Annotated in this window: 32 protein-coding genes; 25 read left to right on the top strand and 7 right to left on the bottom strand. The window is 46.6% G+C overall.

Annotation, left to right across the window (positions count from 1 at the left end):
• Window positions 1–12: 12 nt before the first annotated feature.
• The 5 genes from ICL55_RS19050 to ICL55_RS19030 form a co-directional block, all read right to left on the bottom strand.
• A complete protein-coding gene (locus ICL55_RS19050) occupies window positions 13–519 on the bottom strand; it encodes a T9SS type A sorting domain-containing protein (RefSeq protein ID WP_188100092.1) in 507 nt (168 codons plus the stop codon).
• Window positions 520–1,125: 606 nt separating this feature from the next.
• Window positions 1,126–4,017, bottom strand: a complete 2,892-nt coding sequence (locus ICL55_RS19045; protein WP_188100090.1) for a beta strand repeat-containing protein — start codon at window positions 4,015–4,017, stop codon at window positions 1,126–1,128.
• A 21-nt stretch (window positions 4,018–4,038) separates the two neighbouring features.
• On the bottom strand, window positions 4,039–4,437 hold the full coding sequence (locus ICL55_RS19040) for a hypothetical protein (RefSeq protein ID WP_188100087.1): 399 nt from the start codon (window positions 4,435–4,437) through the stop codon (window positions 4,039–4,041).
• A 27-nt stretch (window positions 4,438–4,464) separates the two neighbouring features.
• A complete protein-coding gene (gene porV, locus ICL55_RS19035; RefSeq protein ID WP_246496433.1) occupies window positions 4,465–5,604 on the bottom strand; it encodes a type IX secretion system outer membrane channel protein PorV in 1,140 nt (379 codons plus the stop codon).
• A 78-nt stretch (window positions 5,605–5,682) separates the two neighbouring features.
• On the bottom strand, window positions 5,683–6,189 hold the full coding sequence (locus ICL55_RS19030) for a T9SS type A sorting domain-containing protein (protein ID WP_188100083.1): 507 nt from the start codon (window positions 6,187–6,189) through the stop codon (window positions 5,683–5,685).
• 504 nt (window positions 6,190–6,693) lie between these two features.
• Here ICL55_RS19030 and fusA point away from each other — a divergent pair.
• From fusA to ICL55_RS19010, 4 genes are all read left to right on the top strand, one after another.
• Window positions 6,694–8,838, top strand: a complete 2,145-nt coding sequence (gene fusA / locus ICL55_RS19025) for an elongation factor G (protein ID WP_223151501.1) — start codon at window positions 6,694–6,696, stop codon at window positions 8,836–8,838.
• Between the two features lie 286 nt (window positions 8,839–9,124).
• The gene (locus ICL55_RS19020) at window positions 9,125–9,910 is read left to right on the top strand and encodes a glycosyltransferase (protein ID WP_188100081.1); all 786 of its coding nucleotides are present in this window, start codon (window positions 9,125–9,127) and stop codon (window positions 9,908–9,910) included.
• Window positions 9,910–10,680 carry a polysaccharide deacetylase family protein gene (locus ICL55_RS19015; protein ID WP_188100079.1) on the top strand — a complete coding sequence of 257 codons (771 nt, stop codon included), beginning with the start codon at window positions 9,910–9,912 and terminating at the stop codon, window positions 10,678–10,680. The genes ICL55_RS19020 and ICL55_RS19015 overlap by 1 nt, the downstream gene beginning before the upstream one ends.
• 564 nt (window positions 10,681–11,244) lie before the next feature.
• The gene (locus tag ICL55_RS19010) at window positions 11,245–11,862 is read left to right on the top strand and encodes an outer membrane beta-barrel protein (protein WP_188100077.1); all 618 of its coding nucleotides are present in this window, start codon (window positions 11,245–11,247) and stop codon (window positions 11,860–11,862) included.
• A 216-nt stretch (window positions 11,863–12,078) separates the two neighbouring features.
• Here ICL55_RS19010 and ICL55_RS35450 read toward each other — a convergent pair whose 3' ends face one another.
• Complete coding sequence (locus ICL55_RS35450) at window positions 12,079–12,213, bottom strand: hypothetical protein (protein ID WP_281392577.1); 135 nt, start codon at window positions 12,211–12,213, stop codon at window positions 12,079–12,081.
• Window positions 12,214–12,651: 438 nt separating this feature from the next.
• Entirely contained in the window at window positions 12,652–12,780 is a 129-nt protein-coding gene (locus ICL55_RS35445; RefSeq protein ID WP_281392576.1) for a hypothetical protein, read from the bottom strand.
• Window positions 12,781–15,714: 2,934 nt separating this feature from the next.
• On the opposite strand from ICL55_RS35445, the gene rpsJ reads away from it, so the two are divergent.
• From rpsJ to rplO, 21 genes are all read left to right on the top strand, one after another.
• Window positions 15,715–16,020, top strand: a complete 306-nt coding sequence (gene rpsJ / locus ICL55_RS19005; protein WP_012789286.1) for a 30S ribosomal protein S10 — start codon at window positions 15,715–15,717, stop codon at window positions 16,018–16,020.
• Between the two features lie 194 nt (window positions 16,021–16,214).
• Window positions 16,215–16,832, top strand: coding sequence for a 50S ribosomal protein L3 (rplC, locus tag ICL55_RS19000; RefSeq protein WP_168871747.1), 618 nt, complete (start codon window positions 16,215–16,217; stop codon window positions 16,830–16,832).
• Window position 16,833: 1 nt separating this feature from the next.
• Window positions 16,834–17,472 (top strand): 50S ribosomal protein L4, encoded by a 639-nt coding sequence (gene rplD, locus ICL55_RS18995; protein ID WP_168871748.1) that lies wholly within the window; start codon window positions 16,834–16,836, stop codon window positions 17,470–17,472.
• A 67-nt stretch (window positions 17,473–17,539) separates the two neighbouring features.
• Window positions 17,540–17,839 (top strand): 50S ribosomal protein L23, encoded by a 300-nt coding sequence (gene rplW, locus ICL55_RS18990; RefSeq protein WP_169228452.1) that lies wholly within the window; start codon window positions 17,540–17,542, stop codon window positions 17,837–17,839.
• 88 nt (window positions 17,840–17,927) lie between these two features.
• Window positions 17,928–18,761: a 50S ribosomal protein L2 gene (rplB, locus tag ICL55_RS18985; protein ID WP_188100075.1), complete on the top strand. Its 834-nt coding sequence runs from the start codon at window positions 17,928–17,930 to the stop codon at window positions 18,759–18,761.
• A 63-nt stretch (window positions 18,762–18,824) separates the two neighbouring features.
• The gene (gene rpsS, locus ICL55_RS18980; RefSeq protein WP_078666978.1) at window positions 18,825–19,091 is read left to right on the top strand and encodes a 30S ribosomal protein S19; all 267 of its coding nucleotides are present in this window, start codon (window positions 18,825–18,827) and stop codon (window positions 19,089–19,091) included.
• 91 nt (window positions 19,092–19,182) lie between these two features.
• A complete protein-coding gene (gene rplV, locus ICL55_RS18975; protein ID WP_078666979.1) occupies window positions 19,183–19,533 on the top strand; it encodes a 50S ribosomal protein L22 in 351 nt (116 codons plus the stop codon).
• Window positions 19,534–19,594: 61 nt separating this feature from the next.
• Entirely contained in the window at window positions 19,595–20,383 is a 789-nt protein-coding gene (gene rpsC / locus ICL55_RS18970) for a 30S ribosomal protein S3 (protein ID WP_169228455.1), read from the top strand.
• Window positions 20,384–20,438: 55 nt separating this feature from the next.
• Window positions 20,439–20,858 (top strand): 50S ribosomal protein L16, encoded by a 420-nt coding sequence (gene rplP, locus ICL55_RS18965; protein ID WP_078666981.1) that lies wholly within the window; start codon window positions 20,439–20,441, stop codon window positions 20,856–20,858.
• A 66-nt stretch (window positions 20,859–20,924) separates the two neighbouring features.
• Complete coding sequence (gene rpmC / locus ICL55_RS18960; protein WP_078666982.1) at window positions 20,925–21,125, top strand: 50S ribosomal protein L29; 201 nt, start codon at window positions 20,925–20,927, stop codon at window positions 21,123–21,125.
• 50 nt (window positions 21,126–21,175) lie between these two features.
• Window positions 21,176–21,436 carry a 30S ribosomal protein S17 gene (rpsQ, locus tag ICL55_RS18955; RefSeq protein WP_078666983.1) on the top strand — a complete coding sequence of 87 codons (261 nt, stop codon included), beginning with the start codon at window positions 21,176–21,178 and terminating at the stop codon, window positions 21,434–21,436.
• Between the two features lie 71 nt (window positions 21,437–21,507).
• A complete protein-coding gene (gene rplN / locus ICL55_RS18950; RefSeq protein ID WP_078666984.1) occupies window positions 21,508–21,876 on the top strand; it encodes a 50S ribosomal protein L14 in 369 nt (122 codons plus the stop codon).
• Between the two features lie 167 nt (window positions 21,877–22,043).
• A complete protein-coding gene (rplX, locus tag ICL55_RS18945; protein ID WP_188100072.1) occupies window positions 22,044–22,382 on the top strand; it encodes a 50S ribosomal protein L24 in 339 nt (112 codons plus the stop codon).
• The gene (rplE, locus tag ICL55_RS18940) at window positions 22,382–22,957 is read left to right on the top strand and encodes a 50S ribosomal protein L5 (protein WP_188100070.1); all 576 of its coding nucleotides are present in this window, start codon (window positions 22,382–22,384) and stop codon (window positions 22,955–22,957) included. Before rplX ends, rplE begins: the two co-directional genes overlap by 1 nt.
• A 20-nt stretch (window positions 22,958–22,977) precedes the next feature.
• Window positions 22,978–23,247 (top strand): 30S ribosomal protein S14, encoded by a 270-nt coding sequence (gene rpsN / locus ICL55_RS18935; protein ID WP_168806964.1) that lies wholly within the window; start codon window positions 22,978–22,980, stop codon window positions 23,245–23,247.
• 109 nt (window positions 23,248–23,356) lie between these two features.
• Window positions 23,357–23,755: a 30S ribosomal protein S8 gene (rpsH, locus tag ICL55_RS18930; protein ID WP_078666988.1), complete on the top strand. Its 399-nt coding sequence runs from the start codon at window positions 23,357–23,359 to the stop codon at window positions 23,753–23,755.
• Window positions 23,756–23,883: 128 nt separating this feature from the next.
• Window positions 23,884–24,438 carry a 50S ribosomal protein L6 gene (gene rplF / locus ICL55_RS18925; RefSeq protein ID WP_168871754.1) on the top strand — a complete coding sequence of 185 codons (555 nt, stop codon included), beginning with the start codon at window positions 23,884–23,886 and terminating at the stop codon, window positions 24,436–24,438.
• An 82-nt stretch (window positions 24,439–24,520) separates the two neighbouring features.
• Window positions 24,521–24,874, top strand: coding sequence for a 50S ribosomal protein L18 (gene rplR, locus ICL55_RS18920; RefSeq protein WP_188100068.1), 354 nt, complete (start codon window positions 24,521–24,523; stop codon window positions 24,872–24,874).
• A gap of 51 nt (window positions 24,875–24,925) precedes the next feature.
• The gene (rpsE, locus tag ICL55_RS18915) at window positions 24,926–25,444 is read left to right on the top strand and encodes a 30S ribosomal protein S5 (RefSeq protein WP_168871756.1); all 519 of its coding nucleotides are present in this window, start codon (window positions 24,926–24,928) and stop codon (window positions 25,442–25,444) included.
• A gap of 101 nt (window positions 25,445–25,545) precedes the next feature.
• On the top strand, window positions 25,546–25,731 hold the full coding sequence (gene rpmD / locus ICL55_RS18910) for a 50S ribosomal protein L30 (protein ID WP_078666992.1): 186 nt from the start codon (window positions 25,546–25,548) through the stop codon (window positions 25,729–25,731).
• Window positions 25,732–25,860: 129 nt separating this feature from the next.
• Window positions 25,861–26,307, top strand: a complete 447-nt coding sequence (gene rplO / locus ICL55_RS18905; RefSeq protein ID WP_078666993.1) for a 50S ribosomal protein L15 — start codon at window positions 25,861–25,863, stop codon at window positions 26,305–26,307.
• The last annotated feature ends 53 nt before the right edge of the window (window positions 26,308–26,360 follow it).

The raw sequence follows: 26,360 nt of genomic DNA, 5'->3' as shown, positions 1-26,360 counted from the left end.
TACGACATTTAATTACTGCACGATGAGTTTTTCGAAATAAATGTTGACACCCACTTTCAGCACAACGGTGTAGAGCCCGGCCGCAAAACGGTTGACAGGTATCACTACTGTAGATTTACCCTGCCCGGCCTGGTGTTGTTTGTTATACACCTCCTGCCCGGCCGTATTGAGCATCAGTATGTTGACCATTGCATCGGCAAGTAGCTCAAATTGTACTTTCACCGTGGTGAGCGCAGGATTAGGGAATAGTATGTAGCTTTTGACAGGACTCTTTCCGGGTGGAAGGGGAGGAAGCTCAAATGGTTGCTGAAATCCCTGTGTCAGGAACAACTGTCCATTGGTAATAGGCAGCATAACCGGTTCCCCTATCGTATATTGAATCAATACCTGATTGAGATTACCGCTGCCGCCATTACTGCCAACGACCTGCCTGTTCAGGATCAGTTGCGCGTTCGCTTTGGTGCATAGCGCTGCCAGCACCATCAGCGCAATAATGCACTTGGAGATAAACGATGTCATAATTAAGTAGAGTTAAAAGGTGTGTATAAGCAATAGGAAGCTGTTTCCGACACCGGGAAGAAAAGCCCGACATCGAAAAATGAATGAAAACGAAACAGCCACCTTATTGATTAGGAGGAGTGTACAGATGCAGCCATAAATTTTTCACTTTTGGGATGAATAGATAGATAAATGAATGTGTGATTGACGATAAACAGAAATAGATAAGCACGGAAATAAACCTAAGATCAGAGTTAGATCCAAGCATGGTATAGACATGGCAAAATTTTGATAAGCAGGTATAAATAAACCAATTAGTTTCCTGGGTAACCAGATTATTCTACATGACAGTAAATGTGTGAAGCGGAACTTGGGGGATAATGATCGATAATAACACGAATATCAACGATTTATCGGTCTGAACAAATGCCTAGTTTTCAAGTGGTAGTTTTGGGCTGAAAAATGGTAGAATTCGGTATAAAACTGGTTAGGATAGCTAATAACTATCTTGATTTAAATTAATGTATTGCAACGTTCGTGTTATGACAAGCTGACCATCAAAGAAAAGGCCACCGGCATAAAACCGGCGGCCCTGTGTGCATCGTATACTGCTGATATTATCTCCTGTTATCTCACGTTTACAAGCACTTTGATCTTGCCCTGCGCTCCGTCGAATTCCTGTAAGGCCTTGCCTATTGCCTGACCCGGCTTTAATTTGTTGAGATCTGCTTTCATGGCATATCCCGGCTGGCTTGCAGTCACCAGCAGATCACCCCGGTGAATCGCCCCGTTTTCATTGCATACTTTAGTGGGTATCACACCCACCACGCCCAGGGGCACCTTGCTGGAGATATCGGTCTCAATATCTTCCTCTGTCAGCAACACACCGGGCTTAGTGGCATACACGCCTACCACGAGAGAAGAATAAGCTTCGGATGACTTTTCAATGGTGCGGTCAACATCTGCTGCAATCACCATCACATCGCCGGGCTCATATTGCTGTACGTTACCCGTTACATCAAAGGCCTCGGCTACGTCGGCGCCACTATTCTGGGTACCGCCGTTAAAAAAACCTTTCCCGGCTGAATTGATGCGGGCTACGTTGACCGTTCCCGGATCACCCGCTTTGAAAACTGCCAGGTTACTGCTGATATTGTGGTTTTCCACCTGCAATACAGGATTGTTATTGGCATCGTTGTAGTTTACAAGTCTGGCAGCCCTGCCGTTCCCGAAATTGGGGACCCACGAATAGAGGGCATTGCCACTACCGTCTGCCGTCGTTTCTACGCCATCGCCACCATTGGAGGCATTGGCAGTGATGCCATTGCCGTTGCCATTGGCAATAGCTATCAACGCCGGACCGTTACCTGCCGGGTGGGAGGCGTAAAACAGACCGCCAAAACCGCCGGTACCGGACGATACCCCGTAAACACCGGCAGTACCAAAGTTGGAAAACTGGGAATTGACTTCCCCTTTTACGGCAGGGGAGGTGCCGGTTACCTTATCTACTTTGAAATTTCCAGCGATGCCATTACCAGCCGTCGTAACGGTGATCGCGTCACTGGTATTGGCGGTATTGAAAATATCAAACTTGCCTGCCCTGCCGGTAGCAAAAGAAGGTACCCAGGCATACAACGCGTTACCAGCCCCGTCGATATTGGCTTCCACGGCGTTACCATCTTTGCTGGCATTGGCAGTTATGGCATTACCATTGCCGTCTGTAATAGCCACCAGCGCAGGCCCGTTGCCGCTCGTGTTGGAGGCATGGAAAAGGCCTGCAAAGCCACCGGTGCCGGAAGAAATCCCAAAAACACCGGCCGCTCCAAAGTTGCCGAAGATGGTTTTTACTTCGCTTCTCACGGCTGCTGCTACACTATTGGTATTGTTTACCAGAAAAGAAGCGGCATTGCCCTGTGTATTGTCCGGAATGTTACCGTTGCCGTTGGTCTCTACTTCCAGGGTGTTACCGGCAGTGTTGGCCGTATTGTAGTTCTCAAAACGTCCGGCCCTGCCCGTACCGTTATTGAGACCTACCTGCCCCAACACGCCAATGCCGGTACCTGTGTTATTGGTGGTGATAAAACCTCTTACACCATATCCACCACCATCATTACGGCCCACCACAGCGCCGGCAATATCGCTGGTGGTACGGCCTACCACCGCTTCGCCGCCGCCATTGTTATCGCCCACCACGCCTGCTGACGTTACTGCGCTGGTAATGCCATGCACGGCAAATCCGGCACCACTGCTACTTAGTATCCCGGCACCGTTGCCGCTGGTAGTTACATTAACTACTGTGCCGTTACCCACACTGTTTACACTCAGGGCATTATTGTTATTGGCATTATTGAAAATACTGATGCTGGCAGGTATACCATTGTTACTGGTAGCTGTCAGGCCTGTACCGGTATTACTATTGGCATAAACGCCGATACCATTGGCGGAAGCGTTACCATATACGCCCAACCCATTGGGAGTAACACCATAAACGCCCCAACCGGAGCCATTCTGAGACCCCCATACGCCGATCCCCAAACCACCGGTGCCATTGTTGATACCTCTCATGCCAGATGAAAAACCACCCGGAGCGGTAGAAGATACAATTCCTCTCATCGCGGCAATACTGGAGGTAGCGGTATTATTCACGCCTTCCAGGGAAGTGCCGTCGCCATTATTGGTAATGCTGAAAAGCGTAGCGGCGTTGTTGTCGGTGGCAACATAGGGGAGCGTCAGCCCGCCACCTGCTGCACCGGCCACCCACTGGGTGCCATCAAATTTCAGCAGCTGCCCGGCCAGCGGCGCGGTATTGCTTACCGGTATCCCCTGAAGCTTCGCTACTGCCGGATTGGGATAGGTGCCACTCAGATCTCCACCCGCGGAAACGCCGTTTATGTTGCCCTGCGGCCCTGCAGGTCCCACAGGCCCAACCGGACCAATAGGCCCCGCCGGCCCTGCTACACCTGCCGGTCCAACTGGTCCCGCTGGTCCAACAGGCCCTACAGCGCCTGCCACCCCTGGAAGTCCCATCGGTCCTGCCGGTCCCTGAACACCTTGTGGCCCTACCGGTCCAGCCGGCCCTACTGGTCCTGCCGGTCCTGCCGGACCAGGATTACCATTGGCGGCATACAACGCAAAAGGCACGCTGGCCAGTGGTGAAGTGCCCAGCACCTGGAAACTGCCACCGCCGGTGGCGGCTTCTACTTTGATATATTGATTGGCGTTAGCCCAGGGTACGGCGGAGAATGTTCCACTCACGGGCACGCCGGCGCCAATCTGCAGATTGAACAACCCCAGCTGGTTAGTAATGGCATCGTGCGTTTCCTGATATTGCACCGGGCCGTCTGCTGAACCTCCCAGAATAGAGATCCGCACCTTAATGCTCTCATTGGCAAGCGCAGTTCCATTGGCGTTTCTTGCTACCGCCTGATAGTTGATGGTTTTTAGCCCGTTTTGTGCGGATGTCAACTGCGTTAAAAACAGCATGCTGCAAAAGAGAAAAAGCAGGTATCTTTTTTTCATATCGGCTGATTTAAATCGGTGTTAAGGTTTGTTTTTAAGGGGTTTGCTGCCATTGTTCTTTGGTTCCTCGCCCTGGTCGGGTATTTTGAACGGAGCTGCAGGCGGGGTGGATGGCTGACGGGCGGCAGCCGCAGCTTCACTGTTCATATCAGAGGGGATGGCTGCTTTTTTGCCGGCGGCCGGTGCCGCCATCCTGGCGCTGCTACGGGGTGTTGACGGTTTATAATCGTTAAAAATCAGCTCTTTGGCAGAACGGCCACGAAACTGGCTTTCTTTGGCGTTTTTATCTGAAGCGGGAGCATGAAGCCGTGAAAAATCCTGTTGAAAGGAAGGAAACAGCACATCCCGGGTTTTGTTTTGCGCAGCCGCCTGCATGGTGAGCGCCGCCAGCAGCGTGAAGAGAAAGATAGAAAGTTTCATATGGGTAATTTAAATGTGTTAGCAAATTCATTGGGGTGGCGCATCCCTGCGGGCCCCGATGTTATAGACCAGTGAGAATTTTAATGTTCTTCGTTCCCGCAGGCTGGTACCGGTAGGGACCAGATAGGCTACATCAAATCCGATATTGGAATACCGGACACCCAGGCCGGCGGAGAAATGCTGCCGCAGCCCTTTTTGAGGATGCTCGTAGAAATAGCCGGTCCGTACAAAAAAAGCCTGCTTATAGGCGTATTCCAGCCCGCTGGCAATAGTAAATTCCCGTAACTCTTCACTGAAGCCGCCGGGAGCGTCGCCCAGGGAGGAAAACAATGCATTCACCACTCCCCGGTTGGGGTCTTTGCCTTTGAGGATCTGGTCGGTGGGAATACCATTGTTATCCACAGCATAAAGGGGAGGAGTAGGCACCAGCAACTTGTTGATATCTACGGCTACCGTAAATTCATGATCATAAGTGTGTACAAACGTATAGCCGCCGCCGATACGCAGGTTCATCGGCAGAAAACTCTTACGGGTGTTGTCATCGGTGTACTGCAGTTTGGTGCCGATGTTGGTAAAACTCACACCGAAAGAATACCGGTTGCCGAATTCCAGGTTATCCTTGCTGTTCTGATAATAGTAACCGATATCTCCGGCCACCGCGGATGCCGGCTTTTGCTGTAGTCCGTTGAAGGAGCCCTGGCCCAGCTGGCTGCGTACATACCGCAGACTGACAGAGAGGGACATATGCTGCCCCAGTTTTCTGGCGTAAGCGGCATCCACTGCAAACTCTTTGGGGGAATAGGTTTGCAGCGCCGTGCCGTTATCATCCCTGAAGGTCACTTCTCCGTAGTTGAAGTATTTCATGGACAAACCCACGCCTTCCACGGCGTTGAAGTTTTTATAGGCTGATACGTAAGCCATATTGGACTGGCTGTTATTCAACTCCCACATCCAGGGGGAGTAATTGGCGCTGACGCCCCAGTCGCCGGCAAAAACAATTTTGGCGGCATTGGAAAACAGCGCATTGGGATCGGCTTCCAGCCCGGTGGTGGCATCTCCGGCCCCGCTGGAGCGTGCGTCAGGATTTACCAGCAGGAAGGCGGCGCCGATATTGGGTGCTTTCTGCGTTGTTTTTTGGGCGTGTACGGCCGGTTTTACGGCTAGCATGCCGCATAACAGTAGAATTATTCGACCATATTTCATGATTACATTTTTTAAAAAAAAGATGATGCAATGGTGTGGGCGCTACTGGACAATCAGTTTTTCGAAATAGATGTTGCCATTCACCTTTAGTACTACCGTATAAATGCCGGCGGCAAAATGATTTACCGGCAGTATCAGCGTGGATTTGCCGGCGCCCATCTCAACGAACTGGTGATAGAGCGTCTGCCCTGCCGTGTTCAGCACCTCGATGGTTACCGTGGCGCCCCTGAGCAGGTCAAACTGCACCTTGGCGTTGGTTACCGCAGGGTTGGGGAAGATGATGTAGTTCTTGACAGGGTTGGCGCCGGGAGGCAGGGCAGGAAGTTCTTCCGGTTGCTGGAATCCCTGGGTGAGGAGCAGCCGGCCATCTGTCACCGGTGCCACCACGGCCTCGCCAAGGGTATACTGCAACCGGATGGTGTTCACCACGCCGCTGGCCCCGTTGCTGGCAGTCACCTGCCTGTTCAGGACCAGTTGCCCCTTTGCTGTGGCACATAGCAATGCCAGTACCACTAGTGCAGGGATGCACTTGGAGTTGTAAGATGTCATAATGAAAATGGGGGTTAGAAAATGTACGTATGATATGGCTCTGCTGTAATCAACAGCACACAGCTCAGGAAGAAAGTATATTTCTCTTCATGACAGTTATTTTTTTGGAATTTTGTCAGATAATAATTCGCAATAAGGCCGTTCTGTATACCACTCTGTTGATTTATATATGGTTGATGCTCAGTATTCGGTAACTAACAACAAGGCACAGGATAAACCAGGACATTTCGGGGGCAAACCTATTAAATCATGATACAAATGTGGAAGAATTATTGTTCAGTAAAAATATAGATTTCGTTTTCGGCAGTATTTTTTAAAAAAATGGCGGATTACACCTAAAAACTGGTTCGACTAACAGATACTTATGTTGATTTTAACGCATGTGTCAAAACGCCCGTGTTCGTTAATGAGAAATAACAATTGCACAATATGGCGCGTTTTATTTATTGCTAAAAATAAATTACCTTTGCCCCCCAAATTGCATTATTTAGTCATTTTAATATTATGGCAGACTTAAGATTTCAAAGGAACTTTGGTATTGCGGCGCACATTGATGCGGGTAAAACCACTACCACAGAGCGTATCCTGTATTATACAGGTAAATCCCACAAGATTGGTGAGGTGCACGAGGGTGCTGCTACCATGGACTGGATGGCACAGGAGCAGGAAAGAGGTATTACCATCACATCTGCTGCTACCACTTGTTTTTGGAATTTCCCAACCTTACAAGGTAAAGCTCTCCCGGACACTAAACAATATAAATTCAACATCATCGATACTCCGGGCCACGTGGACTTCACGGTAGAAGTGGAGCGCTCTCTGCGTGTACTGGACGGTCTGGTGGCACTGTTCTGCGCTGTATCCGGCGTTGAACCTCAGTCTGAAACCGTTTGGCGCCAGGCTAACCGCTACCGCGTACCCCGTATCGGTTTCGTTAATAAAATGGACCGTTCCGGCGCCGACTTCCTGAACGTGGTAAAACAGGTAAAGGAAATGCTGGGTGCTAACCCCGTTCCCCTGACCCTGCCTATCGGTGCAGAAGATACTTTCAAAGGCGTGGTTGACCTGATCACCATGAAAGGTATCATCTGGGACGAAGAAGGTAAAGGTGCTACCTACCAGGAAATCGAAATTCCGGAAGACATGAAGGAAGAAGCGAACGAATGGAGAGCTAAACTGGTAGAAGCCGTTGCTGAATACGACGATACCCTGATGGAGAAATTCTTCGAAGATCCTAACTCTATCTCCGAAGCTGAAATCCACGAAGCAATCCGTAAAGCTACTATCGACATCGCTATCATCCCGATGATGTGCGGTTCCTCCTTCAAAAATAAAGGTGTTCAGAAAATGCTGGATGCGGTTTGCCGTTACCTGCCTTCTCCAATGGACATCGAAGCGGTAAAAGGTACCAACCCTGACACCGGTGATGAAATTGAACGTAAACCAGATGCTAAAGAACCATTCTCTGCACTGGCGTTCAAAATTATGACCGATCCTTTCGTAGGTCGTCTGGCGTTCTTCCGGGCTTACTCCGGTCACCTGGATGCAGGTTCCTACATCCTGAACACCCGTACCGGCAAAAACGAACGTATCAGCCGTATCATGCAGATGCACGCTAACAAGCAGAACCCGATCGATTTCATCGAAGCTGGTGATATCGGTGCTGCTGTTGGTTTTAAAGATATCAAAACAGGTGATACCCTGTGCGATGAGAACCACCCGATCATCCTGGAATCTATGACATTCCCTGAGCCGGTTATCCACATCGCTATCGAACCTAAAACTCAGGCCGACGTTGATAAAATGGGTATGGCTATCGCTAAACTGGTAGAAGAAGATCCTACCCTGAAAGCGAGAACTGACGAAGAAACCGGCCAGACCGTATTGAGCGGTATGGGTGAGCTTCACCTCGAAATCATCGTTGACCGTATGAAACGTGAGTTCAAGGTAGAAGTTAACCAGGGTGCTCCTCAGGTTGCTTACAAAGAAGCCCTGACTGCAAAAATTGAACACCGCGAAGTGTTCAAAAAACAAACTGGTGGTCGCGGTAAATTCGCTGACATCCAGATCGAAATCTCTCCTGCTGATGCAGAATGGCTGAAAGAAAACGACGGAAAATCCTTCCAGTTCGTAAACGATATCTTCGGTGGTGCTATCCCTAAAGAGTTCATCCCGGCTGTTCAGAAAGGTTTCGAACAATCCATGAACCAGGGTGTACTGGCTAACTTCCCGCTGGTGAACCTGAAAGTAAGACTGTTTGACGGTTCCTTCCACGCGGTGGACTCCGACGCTATGTCCTTCGAGCTCTGCGCCAAACAAGCCTTCCGTGAAGCTGCCCGCAAAGCTAAACCAGTACTGCTGGAGCCTATCATGAAAGTAGAAGTACAAACTCCTGACCAGTACATGGGTGACGTTACAGGTGACCTGAACCGTCGTCGTGGTATGCTGGAAGGTATGGACTCCAGAAATGGTGTACAGGTGATCAAAGCTAAAGTACCTTTGAGCGAAATGTTCGGTTACGTAACCCAACTGCGCTCTCTGTCCTCTGGCCGCGCCAGCTCCATCATGGAATTCTCTCACTACTCTCCGGCTCCGAACAACGTGGCTGAAGAAGTGGTAGCGAAAGTAAAAGGTAAAGTAAACGCCTAATACATATTCTTTCCATAGAAAAAGGTTGTCCTGCGAAAGCGGGACAACCTTTTTTGCTTACATGAACATGCTATTGTCAGGTGACGGTTTTTCAATAAATTCGGTCACATATAACCTACAACTGAACGTACTTTTTGCCAAATGCCCGGGGTCCTGCTCTTCAGGACCTTTTTTTATGATTTCTTTCGGGGGTACTAGGGGGTGGTCAACGTTTTGCCGTCATACTATATGAAAATGCATATCTAACTGAGCCTGTATTTTTTTACTGATAGCCGACTGACCACATATGTACTTAGAATTAACACAAGCACCTCCTGCAACTGTTATATACGAAACAGGAGAACAGGTTGTACTGGCTCCTGGCCTGGATGTGATTCTGCCCTGCTGGAACCCGTCGGGCCCTTGGGTGGAATCGCTAATCCGGCACTATCATGAAGTACTTCGCCTCATGGGCGAGGTACCGGTGCAGCTCATCCTGGTAAATGACGGCTCACTCCGTAACTTCACCAGCCAGCACATCTCCTGGCTCGAAGCTGCCATTCCCGGTATCATCATCGTCAACTATAAACAAAACCGCGGTAAAGGCCATGCGGTCCGCGAAGGCGTGAAAAACTCCCGTCATGCCTATCAGGTATATACCGACCTCGATTTCCCCTTCGGCGTTGATGCCGTAAAAAAGGCATATGACCAGCTGCAGCATGGCCTCGACGTAGTGGCCGGCGAAAGAGGTGCCGCTTACCTGAAAGAACTGCCCCGCAAAAGAAGAGTGATCACCCGTATCAGCCGCCTGCTCAACAAGGTGGTACTTCGCCTCAAAGTCAATGACGCCCAGGCCGGCCTCAAAGGGTTCAACGCCCACGGCAGGTCCGTGCTCCTCAATACTACCATCGACGGTTTTCTCTACGATAGCGAGTTTCTGTACAAAGCCGGTAAAAATCCACGCCTCAAAATTGGCGCAGTAGACGTATATTGCCGCCCCGGTATCAGCTTCAGCGCGTTTAAAATCAAACTGCTGCTGAAGGAACTAAAGAACTATTGCTGGATTATTACCAGTGCTAACGCCGCTAAATAATGATGAACCAGGAGAAAAGGATACTGATTAGTGTTGACGTGGAAGAATTTGATATCCCCGAAGAATTTGGCCGACAGGTACCCCTGCAGGAAAAACTGGAAATATCCAGAAAAGGCCTGCAAACTACCCTCGACCTCTTTGATCAATACAACGTGCGCGCTACTTTCTTCATCACTGCCTATTGGGCGCAGCATTACCCCGAACTCATCAGGCAAGTGGCAGCCAAACATGAAATAGCTTCCCACGCCTACTACCACAGCTCCTTCTCCGATGCAGACCTGGAAGGGTCGCGACTGGCACTGCAGGAAATCAGCGGTCAACAGGTACGCGGCTTTCGCATGCCCCGCCTCCGTAAAGTGAACATGCAGGCACTACAGGATGCCGGTTATCTCTACGATGCCTCCCTGAACCCTACCTGGCTTCCCGGACGCTATAATAACCGCCACCTGCCCCGTACCATGTTCCGGGGCGATAACGATATGTGGATCATCCCTTCGTCCGTTTCCCCCCTTATCCGATACCCCGTTTTCTGGCTCAGCGTGAAAAATGCCCCGCTGTGGGTAACCCGCCATTTCAGTAAAACAATCCTCCGGAAGGATAATTACCTCTCTTTCTACTTCCATCCGTGGGAACTGGTGGATATCCGGGGCTATGCCCTGCCTTCCTATATCAGCCGGGTTTCCGGCGCCCGAATGGAACAGAAAATGAGCGGTTTCCTGCGTTTTCTGCAACAACAGGGCCGCTTCTGCGCACATATTGATATGCTGTAATCTGCCTTTTAATCGTGCTTATTTTGTCTGTACTGTACAGTTCGGTATAAGCTGCCGGCTACCCCTGCTATCTGCTCATCATTCGGCAGGTGACCTCCTGCCGCTGCCGTGGGTCCTTCCTGTCAGGTCTCCGAACCATTCTCCTTCCCGAAATATCATAGGATAAACATGGAAAAAAAAGCACAGGTGGGAAAAGATTTTTATACAACAACATTCGATCGTAATTGTTATTAGCCTTAAGTATCATCGGAAAAACATGATCAGCAAAAAGTGCAGCGCAAGAAAAAAATTATATTTTTCTTAACAAATTGAACACTTATATGCTTCATTTTCAGTACTTTTGTTTCACGTTCAGATTCTGTTCGAACATGTGTCTGTGATTGTTTGTGATTGTTTGAAGCATATTATTAAGCTACCCATTATCCCCCTGCCGCTAATTTTTTTCAGTTCATTATTCAATAGCAACCTGCTACAGCTGCAAACCTCAAATACTGATTTGCTGTTTTGCGCGATCGGCATATTTATTCATTCAGCATGTTAAATGTTAAAACTAAAATGCACACTATGAAAAAAATTCGTCTCCTAACCCTTGTTGCAGTGAGCGTACTGATGGGATCAACCGTTAAAGCACAGATCCAGAAAGGAAACATTATGGTGGGTGCCAATCTCACAAATTTGAATGTGACTTTTCAAAAGGAAAGCACTGCTTTCAGTTTCAATCTATCTCCTAAAATCGGTTGGTTTATCAAAGATGGTCTGGCTATCGGTGGTTATGTTGATTTTGGTGCCAACACCACCAAGAACAAAGTGACAGACACCAGGGCTTCGAATACAAATTATGGTGTAGGCGTCTTTGCCCGTTATTTTGTGGAAGATAAAAACGTCCGGAAACTGGAGTTTTCCAAGAGAGTGAGATTCTTTGCGGAAGCGAATGCCGGATTCGCTGGCCAAAACCCGGCCAGTGGCGCATCTACAAATGGTTTTAACGTGGGTATCGGACCTGGTATTTCCTACTTTATCACACCCAATGTTGGCCTGGAAGGCTTAGTGAAATATGATCTGACAGTTGGAGGCGGTAATTCCACCACTGCTAACCGGATCAGCCTGGGCGTAGGCTTCCAGATCTACCTGCCATCTGCTAAAGCAAAAGCTATTTATAAAGAAGAAAGAGGCGGAAAATAATCCACTGGCAAGTGAAAAAATAGTCCCGGTAGCCGTATCCATGGCCGCCGGGGCTTTTTTAATCAGGATTCCTAATGAACAAAATGAATGTCATAGTAACGATTGAATGACGTGTATCATATTTGAATTTGAGCGAAGCGGTTACATTTGTGGCATGACCGGTTATTACCGGTCATTTGGGAATGCTGAAAACCAATAAAAGAGTAGGCTTTAACCCTAAAACCATTTGTTATGTTCCTTCACGATTTGCTCGAATGGCTTCGCCGGCTGCTTTGCGGCGGTAACACCAATCCTGGTAATGGTGGTAATGGATGTCACCGTCGTGATGACGATGATGATGATCGTTGCCATCGTCGTTGCCACTAAACGACCTGTGAACTATTCTTGCTCTTGAACCCCTATGGCTTGTCTACCTTCCCCAGACCGCACAAACAATAAGATTACCGAAAGCCATGTAAAAGCGTAGCTGAGATTAAAAACCTTTTTCCTATGGTCCTCGCTGTACTCTTTCCCTGTCACCAGGTTATTTTGCGTTGCTGAAAACCGCACTGGGCGGCATTCGGCCCGAGAGCATGCTGTGTTTGTTACCCGTAGAGCCATGACTGACGTCATGGCTTTTTTATAGGCAGGAATATATTGAACAACGATTAAAATAAATATTGTGGTAAGTAACCAATGGGTGATCTGCATCATGTTTCGATTTAGGAGAAGCGGTTACATTTGTAGTATGACCGGTTAACACCCGGACATTGGGATTGCTGAAAACCAATAAAAGAGTAGGCTTTAACCCTAAAACCATTTGTTATGTTCCTTTGTGAATTGCTTGAATGGCTTCGCCGGCTGCTCTGCGGCGGTAACACTAATCCAGGTGGTGGTGGTTGTCATCGTGATGATGATGACGATGATAATCGTTGTCATCCTCGCCATTGCAGTTAAGCAACCAGTGAACTATTCCTGCTCTCGAACCGCTACGGCTCGTTTGCCTCTCCAAGACGCATGAACAATGAGAATGCCGAAACCATGTAAAAGCGTAGCTGAGATTAAAACCTTTTTCCGATGGTCCTCGATGTACTCTTTACCTGTCACCAGGTTATTTTGCGTCGCTGAAATCCGCACCGGGCGGTATTCGGCCCGAGAGCATGCTGCGTTTGTTACCCGTAGAGCCATGACTGAGGTCATGGCTTTTTTATTGGCAAGGCGTCTGTAATAATCAACTTCATGCCTTCATTCACAAGAATGAATGCGAGATTAAAAAGGGGTGACCGGAGTCATCGTTGTATTTAAGAGAAGCGGTTACATTTGTAGTATGACCGATTGTTACCGGTCTTTGGGATTGCTGAAAACCAATAAGAGAGTAGGCGCTTAACCCCTTTAAATCCAGTTTTATGATTCTCACTGGTTTGCTTCAATTCCTGCTCCAACTGCTGTTGGGTGGAGGTAACACTAATCCTGGTGGTGGTGAACATGGTGGTGGCTGTGGCTGCCATCGTTGTCACTAAACAACCTGTAAACTATTTTTTGCTCTTGAACCCATGGCTTGTCTGCCCTCCCCAGACGCACGAACTATGAGACCGCCGAAAACCATGTAAAAGTGAAACTGATATAACCCCTTTTCTTATGGTCCCCGCTGTACTCTTACCCTGTAGCCAGGTTATTTTGCGTAGCTGAAAACCGCACTGGGCGGCATTCGGCTAAAGAGCATGCTGCGTTTGTTACCCGTAGAGCCATGACTGACGTCATGGCTTTTTTGTAGGCAGATATTGCAATGAACAAAATGAACGGTAGTGGTGGCAATGGATTAACTGAACAGGTAATTATTGCGGGGATACACTATTTTGCAGTGTGGCCGGTGCGTTCCGGTCATTGGGATCGCTGAAAACCAATAAAAGAGTAAGCTCAGAATCTTTAATCGTTTCCGTATGTTAAACACAATTCTCAACGCCTTCCTGAAGTTTCTGCACACTGTTGTTGGTGCCCTGTAATTCCTGTCAGCTACAGGACAGCTATTGCTCTTGTATCCTGTGATTACGGAAAACATTTTTTACTTGTATTGCAAAAAAGCCGCGAATAATCGCGGCTTTTTTGTGTCTCGTGAATAATAAAATAATTAGGATTCCTGTTTTCCGGTAATGATTTTTACAGATATGATAGTATTTCAAAAGATGTTCGATAATCGCTGATGACCTTGTAAATAGCGTGTTCAGCGGATTGAACAAGATGATATTTTTTGAAGATGGAATGAACAAAATGAATGCATGTTATTGCAGGAATAGCCCTTATTTTTAACGTGTTGGTTGCTCCTATGAAACCAATTGGGATTGCCGAAAACCAAAAAAAGAGTAGGCTAAACAGGTGTAATTTCCATTCTTATGAACTTACTGAACCAACTGCTCGCAACGATCGTTGCGCTGCTGCAATCTCTGCTGGGCGGCCTGTAATCAGTAGCACCCGTGAGGGAACTGTCCTATCCTTAGCGCCTGATTTCCCTCGCAATGCATGAAGCTAATTGGGATCGCCGAAAACCAAAAAAAGAGTAGGCATAATAACTGAAAATCCATTTCTATGAACTTGCTGAATCAACTGCTCGCAACGATCGTTGCTCTGCTGCAATCTCTGCTGGGTGGCCTGTAATAATTGACCTCCCGTAAGGGAATTGTCCTATCCTTAGCGTCTGATTTCCCTTGCAACGCATTTAGCTCCGGGACCTGTTCCCGGAGTTTTTTTTTATGGCTACCTGCTATCCGCACGATGATTCCACTGCTCGCTATAGGGTGAATTTTTAGTGAAGGCAGCGTCGTTTCAGGTGTTTTTCTCCTTGACAGAGAAGGGGGAAATAACCTGCTATGCAGCCAGTATAAAGGAATGAACAAAATGATCAAAAGTGCTGAAAATGAACAAAATGAGCTCAGGCTAATTGCGGAAGAGCTTTTAAATTCGGCACCGGATGTTAACATTACCAACTGGGATTGCCGAAAACCAGTCAATAGAGTAGGCATAACAATGAAAACCTAAAACTATGGATTTGCTGAACCAATTGCTCGCACTGATCTTAGGATTAGTAAAATCATTACTGGGCGGTATCGGTGGCGGTTTACCTCTGTAAGAGGTGGCCGGATGCACCGTATCTGCTTTAACTAATTCAGGGACCGCTTCGTTTTGCTGCCTTTGGCACAAAATGGAGCGGTTTCATTTTGAAGTGTTACGATTGTTTGAGTTGTTCCTATGTTTCGATTGTTACCTATAATAGTATGGCATCCTTCCTTTTTTAACCAGGTCCTTCTTCCTGGTTGTACTGAAGGCATATCGTTTCCCGACATTTCTATGGCCTGAGTGCTGGCAGAGCAGCTGTCCAGGCTGGTCACAGCGGTATTTCCCCGAATGCTGGCATATGAGCTCAGTATACGGGTATAGCGCGCTATCTCCCGGTTATCTGTAAAAAGGGGGAGGAGGGGGCCTTTTTGCCGGAGGTTGCCAACAGGGAAGAGGGTGTAAACAGGGAAGCGTCCGGAGCCGGAGTGTGGTTTTACTGCCTCCGGAAGCAGCTGGGGTAAAAAATCGTGTTTTTCTCCGGAGGCTTGCTGAAAAATTTTTTGTTTTGATTTTTGTTTTCCTATATTTGTCAAAATCAGCATGTCAACTAAGCGTAAGACTTAATACGCACAAAATGAATGTTTTCGGAGGCCTAATCGCATAAAATCCGTACCCCATACCCCGCTTTCCCGTGACCATGGCAAACTTCTGCCGGGTATCTTTTTATTTTTTTCCTGAGATTTATTTGCCAATTCAAAAAAACCGGGTTACCTTTGCCCTCCCAAATTGTAAAGGGAAAAAACACGAAGAAGTTCATTGCATATGTCTCAGAGAATAAGAATCAAGCTGAAGTCCTACGATCATAACCTGGTAGACAAGTCTGCTGAGAAGATCGTTAAAACCGTGCGTAACACGGGCGCCGTGGTAACAGGTCCAATTCCTTTACCTACAGAGAAGAAAATTTTTACGGTACTGCGTTCTCCGCACGTAAATAAGAAAGCGCGCGAGCAGTTCCAGTTGTGTACTCACAAACGTTTACTGGACATCTATACCTCCTCTTCCAGGACGGTGGATGCGCTGAGTAAGCTGGATTTACCTTCTGGGGTAGAAGTTGAAATTAAAGCATAAGGACAACAGCAAGGCTGGGCAAAAGGCCCGCCTTTTACTGATTTTATGGTTATTGGTTGATTTTCAACCAATAACAATTTTAACACATAACACATAGGTCGCGCCTTCTGGGCGGCCGCCCAATAAATGTATTTAACCGCCCATCCTGGGGATAGCTGGAAATCCCCCAGGCGCTGGGTAAAATCATATATAAAATGAAAGGTATTATTGGTAAAAAGATTGGTATGACCAGTATCTTCGAGTCCAATGGTAAGCAAACTGCTTGCACCATTATCGAAGCAGGTCCCAACGTTGTAACACAGGTAAAAAGCCTGGAATCAGACGGTTACAATGCAATTCAGGTTTCTTTCGGTGAGAAGAAAGAAAAACACACTACAAAAGCTGAGCTCAATCACTTCGCGAAAGCAAGCACCTCTCCCAAACGTTTTGTTAAAGAATTCCGCAATCCGGACGTACAGAAAGCCCTTGGTGAATCTATCACCTGCGAAATCTTCGCTGAAGGTGAATCTGTTGACGTTGTAGGCACTTCCAAAGGTAAAGGCTTCCAGGGTGTTGTTAAACGCCACGGATTTAGCGGTGTGGGTGAAGCCACCCACGGCCAGCACGACAGAAGCAGGGCTCCTGGTTCTGTAGGCGGTTCCTCCTATCCTTCCCGCGTTTTCAAGGGCATGCGTATGGCCGGCCAGACAGGTAACGAAAGAGTGAAAGTGAAAGGTCTGAAGATCCTGAAAATATTCCCTGAAAAGAATTATATCCTGGTAAGTGGTTCCGTTCCCGGCCACAATGGTTCAATCGTTTTAATCCAGAAGTAACATGCAACTCGATATTTTAAATATAGAAGGTAAGAAAACCGGAAGATCCATCGAACTTCCTGAGGAGATCTTTGGTGTGGAGCCTAACAACCACGTGATCTACCTGGCTGTTAAACAATACCTCGCTGCTCAGCGTCAGGGTACCCACAAGGTAAAAACCAGAGCTGAAGTAAAAGGTGCTTCCCGCAAACTGCACAAACAAAAAGGTACTGGTGGCGCCCGTAAAGGTAACATCCGTAACCCACTGTATAAAGGTGGTGGTACCATCTTCGGTCCCAAACCTCATGGTTGGGGTATCAAACTGAACAGAAAAGTGAAAGATCTCGCTAAGATCTCCGCCCTGTCAGTAAAAGCTAAGGAAAACAGCATCATCATCGTTGAAGATCTGGCGCTGCAGGCTCCTAAAACCAAACAATTCGTTGGTATCTTAAAGAACCTGAACATCAATGTAGACGGTAAGAAGACTATGTTCATCACACCAGAATACAACGATAGCGTTTATCTGTCTTTAAGAAACATCCCTACTGTAGACGGAGCAATGCTGAGCGATATCAATACTTATGATATCATGAACAGCAACTACCTCGTGTTCACAGAAAGCGCTGCTAAAATCTTCACTGAAGAGCCAGCAGAAGCATAAGGTGTTGTAAACCAATTCAATAACAAAGCTACAAAGCTCACAGCTTAAAAGCTATAAGCTATAAAAGATGAAACTTTCAGACGTTTTAATCAAACCGGTAGTAACCGAAAAGGTGAACAAAGCCACCGAAAAATTCAACCGCTACTACTTCATTGTTGACAAAAAAGCCAACAAACTGGAGATCAAAAAAGCAGTGGAAGAGTTCTACGGTGTAACCGTACAGGATGTGAATACTGCCGTAATGCCGGGTAAAGCTAAATTCCGCTTTACTAAAGCCGGTTTCATTGCAGGTAAAAAACCGTCTTTCAAAAAGGCGATCATCACCCTCGCATCTGGTGAAACTATAGATCTGTATGCTAACATGTAGTGCCGTTCCGGCCTGAACAGCCGGGATGTGGATGTATATACAGATCACGATTTATAATTATCAATAACATTTAACTTTTTAGGAAGTAATGGCACTGAAGAAGTTCAAACCAATGACGGCCGGTACCCGCTGGAAAATAGGCAACGCTTATGCTGAGCTGACTACGGATACCCCCGAAAAAAGCCTGCTCGAGCCCGCTAAAAGAAGCGGCGGTAGAAACGCTCAGGGTAGGATGTCTATGCGCTACATCGGTGGCGGTCACAAAAAAGCTTACCGTGTGGTAGACTTTAAACGTGAAAAAACTGATATTCCTGCTACTGTTAAGACTATCGAATACGATCCTAACCGTAGCGCATTCATCGCTCTGATCAGCTATGCAGACGGTGAAAAACGTTATATCATCGCTCCACAAGGCCTCCAGGTTGGCAGCACCGTTGTTAGCGGTGAGAATGTTGCTCCTGAAGTAGGTAACGCCCTGCCGCTGAAAAATATGCCGCTGGGTACTGTGGTACACAATATCGAACTGCAGCCTGGTAAAGGTGGTGCTATCGCAAGAAGCGCCGGTGCCTACGCTCAGCTGTCGAACAAGGAAGAAAGATACGCCGTACTGAAAATGCCTTCCGGTGAACTGCGCAAAGTGCTGAACACCTGTAAAGCAACTGTAGGTACTGTTTCCAACTCCGACCACGCCCTGCAATCTATCGGTAAAGCAGGTGCTAACCGTTGGAGAGGTATCCGTCCCCGCAACCGTGGTGTAGCCATGAACCCTGTAGATCACCCGATGGGTGGTGGTGAAGGTAAATCTTCCGGCGGCCATCCTAGATCCAGAACAGGCAAATATGCGAAAGGTCTGAAAACCAGAAAACCGCATAAGAGCTCTGATAAACTGATCATCAGCAGGAAAAACGGTAAAAAATTATAATATTTCGGAATTCGGGTCCTGCTAACCCGGGACCCAAATTTGAAAAATCATAAATAAGAAGACATGGCTCGTTCCATAAGAAAAGGTCCTTACGTAGACCAGAAATTAGAAACTAAAGTTGAAAAAATGAACGCTGGCACCAAGCGCACAGTTATCAAAACCTGGAGCCGCCGTTCTACTATTACGCCTGATTTCGTTGGTCACACTTTCGCTGTTCACAATGGCAACAAATTCATTCCTGTTTATGTAACGGAATTTATGGTAGGCCACAAACTGGGCGAATTTGCACCTACACGTAACTTCAGAGGACACGCTAACAAGAAAATGTAAATTATAGTCTGAGGTTTGAGGTTTGAGAAGGTTCAAGCCCAATCTCAAACTCCAGACGTCAGACATTAAATAATAAAAGAAATTAATAACAATGGAAGCAGTAGCTAAGCTGAATAATAATCCCACATCTACCCGCAAAATGCGTTTGCTGGCAGACTTAATCCGTGGTCTGGATGTGGAAAAGGCTTTGAATATTTTGAAATTCCATCCAAAGCACCCCAGCGTTCCGTTGGAAAAACTGCTGGTATCCGCTATCGCAAACTGGAAAGTGAAGAATGAAGGTGCTCGGGTAGAAGATGCCAACCTGATCGTTAAAACCATCTTCGTTGACGGTGGCCGCACCCTGAAAAGAATGCGCCCCGCTCCGCAAGGTAGAGGTTACCGTATCCGCAAGAGAAGTAACCACGTTACGATTGTAGTGGATGGTAAAAATGCACAGTAAGCGTTTCATACCAAAGAGATATAAATTAAAACTATTAAACTAATAGACAAATAACCGAAACATGGGTCAGAAAACAAATCCTATTGGTAACAGGTTAGGTATCATCAGAGGATGGGACTCTAATTGGTATGGCAGCAAAAAAGATTTTGCTACCAAACTGATCGAAGATAACAAGATCAGAACTTATCTGAATGCCCGTATCAATAAAGGTGGCATCTCCAGAGTTGTGATTGAAAGAACTTTAGGTAAGTTGATCGTCACTGTGCATACTTCCAAACCAGGTATCATTATCGGTAAAGGTGGTAACGAAGTTGATCGTATCAAAGAAGAACTGAAGAAACTGACTGGTAAAGAAGACGTACAGATCAATATTCTCGAAATCCGTCGTCCTGAAATGGATGCTAACATCGTTGCTGAAACCATCGCTAAACAAATTGAAAGCCGTATCAACTACAAACGTGCTATCAAAATGGCGATCGCTACTGCACTGAGAATGGGAGCAGAAGGTATCAAAATTAAAGTAAGCGGCCGTCTGGGTGGTGCTGAAATCGCCCGTGCGGAAGAAGTGAAACAAGGTCGTGTACCCCTGCATACTTATCGCATGGATATCGACTACGCTTCCCTGTTCGCACTGACTGTATACGGTAAAATCGGTATCAAAGTATGGATCTGTAAAGGTGAAGTACTGGGTAAACGCGATCTGAACCCGAACGTGCTGACTGGCAAAGAAGGCGATAACCGCGGTGGTGGACGTGAACACGGTGGAGAAAGAAGAGAACACGGCGAAAGAAGAGATCATCGCGGTGGTGACAGAAGAGGCGGTGAAAACCGTGGCGGTGGCCGCAGATAATCCCTGCAGGCATAGCAAACATTAACAATTACTATTAACATTAACAATACAGACGATGTTACAGCCAAAAAGAGTGAAACATAGGAAGATGCACAAAGGCCGCATCAAAGGGAACGCTAAAAGAGGCGCTACCCTCTCCTTTGGTACATTCGGTCTTAAAGCATTAGAACCTAAGTGGATCACTGACCGGCAGATCGAAGCTGCCCGTGTAGCCCTCACCAGACACATGAAACGTGAAGGTAACGTATGGATCCGCATATTCCCTGACAAACCTATCACTGCCAAACCTCTGGAAGTGAGGATGGGTAAAGGTAAAGGTGCTCCGGACCATTGGGCAGCAGTAGTAAAACCAGGCAGAATTTTATTTGAAGCAGACGGCGTTCCCTTACAGGTAGCGAAAGAAGCGATGGAACTCGCAGCACAGAAACTGCCCATCAAAGTAAAATTTGTAACCAGCCGCGACTACGTTGCTTAATTACTTATCAATCACTAATATACCCCGTTTACAGCGTGAGCGGTAAACGGACCAAATAAAATACAAATGGCAAAAGAAAAGCTGGATCTGAACGGCCTGAGCATTCAGGATCTCCAGGAGAAAATCTCTGCGGAAGAGCTGCGCCTGAAGAAAATGAAATTCGGTCATGCAATTACGCCCATCGAAAATCCCATGAGCATCCGCTCTGTGAGACGCGATATCGCCCGTATGCAAACCGAACTGCGTAAAAAACAACTGGGCTTCTAAGCATTCGTATAACAAAATTTACCTCCCCGGAGGATTAAATACTTTCAACAATGACGACCGAAAGACAATTAAGAAAAACCAGGATTGGTGTGGTGGCCAGCAACAAAATGGATAAAACCATTACTGTGAAGGTAGAACGTAAAGTGAAGCACCCTATCTATGGTAAATTCGTTAAAAAAACTACCAAGTTCATGGCGCACGACGATAAAAACGAGTGCAGCATCGGCGATACCGTGAAAATCGCGGAAACCCGCCCTCTGAGCAAAAACAAATGCTGGAGATTGGTAGAAATTATCGAAAAAGTAAAATAATTTATCAAGTGTTTCAAGCTGCTGCCGGCTTACCCGGCTTCAGCCGCTGATTAAACAACAAACTCATTACGATGATACAACAAGAATCAAGACTGAGTGTAGCTGACAACAGCGGTGCCAAAGAAGTACTTTGCATCCGTGTGCTGGGCAACTCCGGTCAGGACTACGCTAAAGTAGGCGATAAAATTGTGGTAACTGTAAAGGACGCGATTCCTGGCGGTGGTGCTAAAAAAGGTATGGTTACCAAAGCGGTAATCGTAAGAACCAAAAACAAATTACGCCGTAAAGACGGTTCCTATATCCGTTTCGACGACAACGCGGTTGTACTGCTGAATAACTCAGACGAACCACGCGGTACCCGTATTTTCGGTCCGGTTGCCCGTGAACTGAGAGACAAGGGATATATGAAAATTATCTCCCTCGCTCCTGAGGTATTATAAGATTTGTTAATTTATCCATTTTGATATTTTAGGTTTTATCCCCTGAAATAGCAAAATGGATAAATGTCAAAATATTTCTTATCTTTGCAGCCCGTTTGCAAAACGAGACAAAACATTAATCAAGCGAAACAATTGTTTCGCTTGGCGTTTATAAATAAATCAAAGTGATGAAAACTAGATTTAAGCCTAAATTCAACATTAAGAAAGGCGACCTGGTTGCGGTGATTGCCGGTGACGACAAGGACAGGACCAAAGCGCGCAAAGTGCTGGAAGTTCAGCCTGAAGCAGGTCGTGTTCTTGTAGAAGGCGTTAACATTATTACCAAGCATACCAAGCCTACTGCGCAGAACACCAAAGGTGGTATCGTTAAGCAGGAAGCTCCGATTGCGATCTCCAACGTGATGCTGTGGGATGCCAAAGCAGGTAAACCTACCCGTGTAAACAGACAGCGGGAAAACGGTAAATTAATTCGTATCGCTAAAAAATCAGGGGAGGTAATTAAATAATGGCAAACACTACATATACTCCAAGACTGCAGAAAAAATACTTCGACGAGGTAGCTCCTGCACTGATGAAGAAATTCAACTACAAAAGTGTAATGCAGGTTCCCCGTCTGGTAAAAATTTGCCTGAACCAGGGTATCAATGGCGCCGTGGGTGATAAGAAACTGGTTGACATCGCTGTAGATGAAATGACCCGTATCTCCGGCCAGAAAGCTGTTGCCACCATGTCCAAAAAAGATATCTCAAACTTTAAACTGAGAAAAAACATGCCTATCGGCGCCCGCGTAACACTGCGCAGCACCAACATGTTTGACTTCCTGGACCGCCTGGTTTCTGTTTCCCTGCCTCGTGTACGTGACTTCAAAGGTATCAACGAAAAAGCTTTCGATGGTCGCGGTAACTACACCATGGGTATCACCGAACAAATCATCTTCCCTGAGATCGATATCGATAAAGTAACAAAAATGTCCGGTATGGATATCACTTTCGTTACTACGGCTAAAACCAACGAAGAAGCTTACGAGCTGCTGAAAGAAATGGGTATGCCGTTCAGGAACATGAAAAAAGATAATCAGTAAATTGAAACGATAATATAATTATGGCAAAAGAATCCGTAAAAGCCAGACAAAGGAAAAGAGAAGCCATGGTAGCAAGATTCGCTGAAAAGCGCGCTGCCCTGAAAGCTGCCGGTGACTACGCTGCACTGGATCAACTTCCTAAAAACGCTTCTCCTGTTCGTCTGAAAAACAGATGCCAGCTGACCGGTCGTCCTAAAGGATACATGCGTCACTTCGGCCTCTGCAGGAACATGTTCCGCGACCTGGCTCTCGCAGGCAAAATCCCTGGTGTAACTAAAGCCAGCTGGTAATTCCATTTCAATATTTAATTATTTAAATATTGAAATAAAAAAAGTTATTTGATTCCCATCTTTTTCGATTGGATATCGCATTGTAAACATTATTCAAACTATTTAAACAATGGTTACTGATCCAATAGCAGACTTCCTGACTAGAATCCGGAACGCGCAAATGGCCACCCACAGGATCGTGGAAATCCCGGCTTCCAAGCTGAAAAAACGCATTACAGAAATTCTGTACGACAAAGGTTATATCCTGAAGTACAAATTCGAAGAGGACAACAAACAAGGTGTTATCAAAATAGCCCTGAAATATGATCCTCAGACTAAAGAACCCGCTATTAAAGAACTGCAACGCATCAGCCGTCCAGGCCTGCGTCAGTACGCTAAACCTGAAGAGTTTAAGCGTGTTAAAAACGGGCTCGGCGTGGCTATCATCTCCACTTCTAAAGGCGTAATGACCGACAAAGAAGCTAAAGCTCAGAACGTAGGCGGCGAAGTAGTTTGCTACGTTTATTAATATATTGGCTTACAGGGACTTCCGGTCCCGGTAAGCCCAAACGGTTATCTGACAATTAAGCTTTCTATACGGCGCTGAACACGGATAACTGCAGAAACAACTATCAAAAATATACTTAAACTCAAGTTATGTCACGTATAGGTAAAGCTCCTATCAAATTGGCCAGCGGTGTTACCATCACCGTTTCTCCGGCTAATGAAGTTACTGTAAAAGGTCCTAAAGGTGAACTGAAAAGATCCATCGACAGAGACCTGAAAGTAGAAGTGAAAGACGGAGTATTGACTGTAATTCGTCCTACAGATCAGATCCGCCACAAAGCACTGCACGGTCTGACCCGCGCACTGATCGCTAACATGGTGACTGGTGTTACTGAAGGATTCAAAAAACAACTCGAACTGGTTGGTGTGGGTTACAAAGCTGCTAACAACGGTCAGCTGCTGGACCTGTCTCTGGGTTACTCCCACAACATCGTGATCGAAATTCCAAAAGAATTGAAAGTGGCTACCCTGACTGAAAAAGGTCAGAACCCTAAAATTATGCTGGAAGGTTCCGATAATCAGTTGCTGGGTCAGGTAGCGGCTAAAATCCGCAGCCTGCGTAAACCAGAGCCTTACAAAGGTAAAGGTGTTCGCTACAGCGATGAAGTGGTTCGTAAGAAAGCTGGTAAGTCAGCAGGTAAATAATTTTTAACTGGCTAATCAGCTCCGGCTGGTTAGCTGGTTTTAACATATCCCGGCAGCATCGGGATAATAAATAAAACTCACAATGAGCACAAAAGTTAGCAGAAGGGAAAAGATCCGCTACCGCATCCGTAAAAAGATCTCCGGTACTGCCAAAACACCAAGATTATCTGTATTTCGCAGCAACAGCGATATCTACGTACAGCTGATCGATGATACCAACGGTACTACCCTGGCATCCGCTTCTTCCCGTGATAAAGATATCAAAGCGCAATCCGGTACCAAATCCGAGAAATCCAAACTGGTAGGTATGGCCCTGGCTCAGAAAGCCACCGCTTTAGGCCTCACCACTTGTGTTTTCGACAGAAGCGGGTACTTATACCATGGCCGCATTAAAAGTGTAGCTGACGGAGCAAGAGAAGGTGGTCTCCAGTTTTAATTCCTGGGTCCTAATTTTATCATTCTGAACAAGTAATTCTTATAAAATAAAATGGCAAAGAATTCATTCAATAAAGTAAAGGCCGGTGATCTGGAGCTGAAAGAGAAAGTAGTGGCGATCAACCGTGTTACCAAAACCACCAAAGGCGGTCGTACTTTCAGTTTCTCCGCACTGGTAGTAGTAGGTAATGAAAACGGCGTGGTAGGTCATGGCCTTGGTAAAGCTAAAGAAGTACAGCAGGCTATCACCAAAGGTATCGACGATGCTAAAAAGAACCTGATCAAGGTTCCGGTTATGCACGGTACTATTCCTCACGACCAGTTCGCGAAAGAAGGTGCTGCCAAAGTATTGATCAAACCGGCTGCTCACGGTACCGGTGTGATCGCGGGTGGTTCTATGCGTGCAGTACTGGAAAGCGCAGGCGTTACTGACGTACTGGCTAAATCCCTGGGTTCTGCCAACCCTCACAACGTGGTGAAAGCTACTTTCAAAGCACTGGGCCTGCTGCGCGAACCAATCAGCGTAGCCAGAACCAGAACTGTTTCCCTGAAGAAAGTTTTCAACGGTTAATTTCCTCTCGAGGCGATTATCCGGTGAAACATATACCTCCGGGATATATTGACACTCATTATTAACAATTAAATTACTCCGCCTTCAGCGGATAGGGATTTATGGCAAAGATTAAGATCACTCAAGTGAAAAGTGGTATTGACCGTCCTGAAAGGCAGAAACTGACCTTGAAGGCACTGGGCCTGACTAAAATGAACGCTACTGTTGAAGTAGAAGCTACTCCTCAGGTCCTGGGAATGGTTCGTAAAGTGGATCATCTGGTAAAAGTAGAGACAGTTAACGCTTAATAATTAAGTAACACTGCTGTGGGATTGTCTACTGATAATCTTACTTTTACATTTGTAACTTTACAAAGTCATACTTTTTACAATTACATGCGAGCGGTTAATTTCCGCGTAAGTAAAAACAATTAAATTATGAATCTGCATTCATTAAAGCCTGCTAAAGGCGCCGTACATAAAGAAAAACGTCTCGGACGTGGTGAGGCTTCCGGTAAAGGTGGTACTTCTACAAAAGGTAACAAAGGTATCCAGCAACGCGCCGGTTACGCCAGCAAAAGAGGCTTTGAAGGTGGCCAGATGCCAATCCAGCGCCGTATGCCTAAACGCGGTTTCAAAAACAACAACCGTGAGGAATACACCATCTTCAACCTGGGTCAGATTGACCACTTAGTTGAAAAATATGGCCTGCAGGAATTCAACCTCGAAAACCTGTACATGAACGGCCTGGTGAACCGGACAGCTAAAGTGAAAATTCTGGCTAACGGTGAACTGAAATCCAAGGTGACTGTTAAAGTAAACGCTATCAGCGAAAAAGCTAAACAGGCCATCGAATCAACAGGTGGATCAGTAGAACTGGTATAAGACTTTACGACTGAGGAGACGCCTACGGAGTAGTGCGTCTTTTCATATTTAAT

This window comes from Chitinophaga varians (assembly GCF_014529945.1).
Lineage (GTDB): Bacteria > Bacteroidota > Bacteroidia > Chitinophagales > Chitinophagaceae > Chitinophaga > Chitinophaga varians.
Note: the sequence above shows the minus strand (reverse complement) of the source record. Positions and strands in the feature narration are given on the sequence as shown.